Raw genomic sequence first — 4,891 nt, forward strand, 5'->3', positions numbered from 1 at the left:
CCCGCCGCATGAACCACGGCATCCACCGCACACCCGGACAACAACTCCTGGACGGCGTTCCGGTCCGAGACGTCGCAGGCAGCCACCGTCACCTGGACGCCCAGGCCGGACAGCTCCGCCTGCAGCTCAGCCGCGCCAGGAGCCTCCCGACCACGACGGCTCGTCAGGACGAGATGCTCGGCACCGCGCTCAGCCGCCCAACGCGCCACCCGCGCACCCAACGCACCCGTACCACCCGTAATCAACACCGTCCCACGCGGCCGCCAACCATCGGCCGCGTCCCCACCGGGAGCGTGTGCCAGCCGACGCCCGAAGACCCCCGACGCCCGCACCGCCACCTGATCCTCACCACCATCAGCGAGAACCCCAACCAGGCGATCAACCACCCCACGGTCCACAACCTCCGGCATGTCCACCAGACCACCCCAACGATCCGGCAACTCCAAGGCAGCCACCCGACCCACACCCCACACCGCCGCGCCCGCCGCGTCCGGACCGTCATCAGACTGACCCGTGGCAACAGCGCCCCGCGTCACCACCCACACACGCCCACCCACACACGCATCCCCCAACGCCTGCACCACCACCGCAGCCCGCACCACATCCGCCGGCACCCCCTCACCAGATGGTTCGCCCGCCGTGCCGCCCGGCAGCACCAGCACGCCCGCGACGGCGTCACCCTCGAACCCCGCAAACCGCTCGGCCAGCGCAACCCGATCCACGTCCGGGCCGCAGGCCACCCGCTCAACCCGCACGCCACATGCCGCCAGCCCCTCCACCACCGAAGAGGCCCAGCCCGAGACCGCCGTGCCCTCCGGCACCACCACCAGCCAACGCCCGGACAGCTTTTCCCCGGCTTCCACACCGACCGGCTTCCACTGCACCCGGTACCGCCAGCCGTCCACCGCCGACCGCTCACGCTGCTGCCGCCGCCACGAGGACAACGCGCTCAGGGCCTCATCCCACGAGGCATCCCCGGGTATCGCCAGTTCCCCGGCCAGGGCGTCCGGATCTTCGCGCTCCACGGCCTCCCAGAACCACGCGGTCCCGTCGTCCGCCGACTGAGCCGCGACGTCCCCGGCCTCGATCCCCGGGGTGCTCGGCCAGTAGCGCTCACGCTGGAACGCGTACGTGGGCAGATCGACCTGCCGCGCCCCCGGGAAGAGCGCACGCCACTGCACCTCCGCACCATCGACGAACATGCCACTCACCGCAGCCACAAGGGCTTCTGACTCCAGCCGGCCCTTGCGCAACACGGGCAACAGCCGCAGGTCCGCACTGTCTGTGCATGCCTGCGCCATGGCGGTCAGGGTGCCGTCCGGTCCGATCTCCAGGAACCGGGTCACCCCGTGCACCTCCAACCACCGCACACCGTCAGCGAAACGGACCGCCTCACGGACATGCCGCACCCAGTAGTCGGGGGACGTCAGTTCTTGCGGTGTGGCGAGTTCACCGGTCACATTCGAGACCACCGGGATACGCGGCTCCGCGTACACCACACTCTCCAGAACCGCACGGAACTCGTCCAACATCGGTTCCATCAGCGGCGAATGGAAAGCATGGCTCACCCGGAGCCGCTTCACCTTCCGACCCTCCGACTCAAAACGCCCAGCGACCTCGGCAACAGCAGACTCGTCACCCGAAACCACCACCGACTGCGGACCATTCACCGCAGCGATACTCACCCGCTGCTCCAGGCCCTCCAACAGCGGCAACACCTCAACCTCCGACGCCTGAAGCGACACCATCGCCCCACCCACCGGCAACGCCTGCATCAAACGCCCCCGCGCCGCCACCACACGACATGCATCCTCCAGCGACCACACCCCCGCCACATACGCAGCGACCAACTCACCAACGGAATGACCCACCAGGTAATCGGGCCGAACACCGAACGACTCCACCAACCGGAACAGCGCCACCTCCACCGCGAACAACGCCGGCTGAGTGAACTCCGTCCGATTCAAAATCTCCGCGTTCTCGCCGAACACCACACCCCGCAGTGACGACTCCAACTCAGCGTCAAAGCAGGCACATACAGCATCAAAGGCGTCCGCGAAAACCGGGAAGGTGTCATACAGCTCCCAGCCCATGCCCAAACGCTGCGCCCCCTGCCCCGTGAACAGGAATGCGGACCGCCCCTGTTGCTTGGTCCCGCGCACCACACCGGCGGCCTTTCGCCCCTCCGCGAGTGCGGTCAGCCCCTGTACGGCCGTCTCGTGACCGTCGACGAGCACCACAGCGCGGCGGTCGAACATTTCCCTTGACGTTGCCAAGGAGAAGCCCACGTCGGACGGGTCGAGCAGGAATTCGTCCAAATGCGCCAGGAGTCGTTGTGCCTGGGCCTGCAAGCCCTCTTCGTCGCGCCCTGAGATGACCCAAGGGACTGCGGGCAGTTTGAGGGTCTCCTCGCTGTCGGGCAATTCTTCGGATGCCGGGGCCTCTTCGATGATGGTGTGGGCGTTGGTGCCGCTGATCCCGAACGAGGACACACCGGCCCGCCGAGGCCGACCCGACTCGGGCCACTCCACCGCCTCCGTCAGCAGCCGCACCTCCCCCGCCGACCACTCCACATGCGACGACGGCTCGTCGACGTGCAGCGTCCGCGGCAGAACACCGTGCTGCAACGCCAGCACCATCTTGATCACACCCGCCACACCCGCAGCCGCCTGCGTATGCCCAAGGTTCGACTTCACCGAACCCAGCCACAACGGCCTTTCGGCGTCCCGGTCCTGGCCATACGTCGCAATCAGCGCCTGCGCCTCAATCGGATCACCCAACGACGTCCCCGTGCCATGCGCCTCCACCACATCCACGTCGGAAGGCGAGAGCCCCGCACCCGCCAGCGCCTGCCGGATCACCCGCTGCTGCGAAGGACCATTCGGCGCCGTCAGGCCGTTGGAGGCACCGTCCTGGTTCACGGCACTGCCGCGCACGACCGCCAGCACCTGGTGACCGTTCCGCCGCGCATCCGACAACCGCTCCACCACCAGCACACCCGCACCCTCGGAGAACCCCGCACCATCCGCAGCATCCGAGAACGCCTTGCACCGACCATCAGCCGCCAACCCCCGCTGCCGACTGAAATCCACAAACAACCCCGGCGTCGACATCACCGTCACACCACCCGCCAACGCCAGATCACACTCACCCGCACGCAACGACTGCACCGCCAAATGCAACGCCACCAACGACGCCGAACACGCCGTATCCACCGTCACCGCAGGCCCCTCAAGACCAAACACATACGACAACCGCCCCGACACCACACTCGCCGCATTACCCGTACCGATATAGCCCCCCAACTCCTCCTCACCGGACGCCACCAACAACCCCGTGTAGTCCTGACCATTGGTCCCCGCGAACACACCCGTACGCGACCCCCGAAGCGAACCGGGAACTATCCCCGCCCGCTCAAACGCCTCCCACGACACCTCAAGCAGCAACCGCTGCTGCGGGTCCATCGCCACCGCCTCACGCGGTGAAATCCCGAAGAAGTCCGCATCGAACTCATCCACCCCCGGCAGGAACCCACCCTCACGCGTGGAGACCTTCCCAGGACGGCCCGGCTCCGGGTCATACAGCCCCTCAACATCCCAGCCACGATCCTCCGGGAACGGCACCACACCGTCCCCACCCTCAGCCAGCAAGCCCCACAACTCCTCCGGAGACCCCACGCCACCAGGGAACCGGCAACCCATCGCCACAATCGCCACCGGCTCATCCGGGTCGGTGTCTGCCGCCGTGGAGGAAATGGCACCCGCGTCAGGTGCTTCGTCCCCACCGGACAGCTCGTCTTCCAGATGGCGAGCCACCCTCAGCGGAGTGGGGTAGTCGAAGACCAGGGTGGCGGGCATCGCCAGTCCGGTGACCGCCTGAAGATGGTTGCGCAGCTCCACGGCGGTGAGTGAGTCGACGCCGAGTCCCCGGAAGTCGCGGGTGGGCTCGATCGCTTCGGGGCCGGGGTGTCCCAGGACCAGTGCGGCCTGAGTCCGTACGAGTTCCAGGACCGCTGCTCGCCGCTCATCCTGGGACAGGGGGGAAAGCCTCGACCGCAGGGCGTCCGCCGGCGTCATCTCACCCGATGAGGAGACAGCGGTACGACGCGTACTCCTCCCCAGGAGACCTCGCATGAGCGAAGGAAGGACTCCGGCGGCATGCTGCTCCCGCAACATCGTGTGATTCAGCTGGACCGGGACGACCACGGGCACTGCGGTGTGGCGGGCAGCATCGAAGGCCTCCACACCTCGCTCCTCGGTGAAGGGGGTGATGCCGCCACGAGCCATGCGTTGCAGATCGGCTTCGCTCAGCTCGCCCGTCATACCCGAACCCGGAGCCCAGGCACCCCACGCCAACGACCGTGCGGGAAGGCCCAATCCACTACGCCGGTGCACCAGGGCATCCACGAACGCGTTCGCCGCCGCGTAGTTGCCCTGGCCGGCGCTGCCGAACGTTCCCGCCACCGACGAGAACACCACGAACTCCGCCAGGTCCTCTGCACGCGTCAACTCATCCAGGAGCAGCAGCGCATCCGCCTTCGGCGCCAACACGGCATCCAGACGAGCGGGCGTCAGCGAGGACAGCGTGCCGTCGTCGAGTACGCCTGCGGTGTGCACGACAGCGGTGAGCGGGTGCTCCTTCGGCACCGACTCCAGCAGCCCGCTCAACGCCTCGCGATCGGTCACATCACACGCCACGACCTCGGCCTCGGCACCCAGCCCCGCCAGCTCCTCCACCAAGGCATCCGCCCCCGGAGCCTGCGGACCCCGACGACTCGCCAGCAGGAGATGACGTATGCCGTGCTCGGCGACCAGGTGCCGGGCCACCAACGCCCCCAGGCCACCCGTCCCACCCGTGACCAGCACCGTCCCCTCCGCATCCAGCGGAACGG

1 protein-coding gene is annotated in these 4,891 nt (G+C 68.0%); it reads right to left on the minus strand.

The genetic code is table 11. From position 1 onward, the window contains the following. Positions 1–4,891: type I polyketide synthase (locus ACWC9R_RS36870; RefSeq protein WP_450738229.1), on the minus strand; the 4,891-nt coding region annotated here is incomplete at both ends.

It is taken from the genome of Streptomyces sp. NPDC001219, from assembly GCF_053597915.1.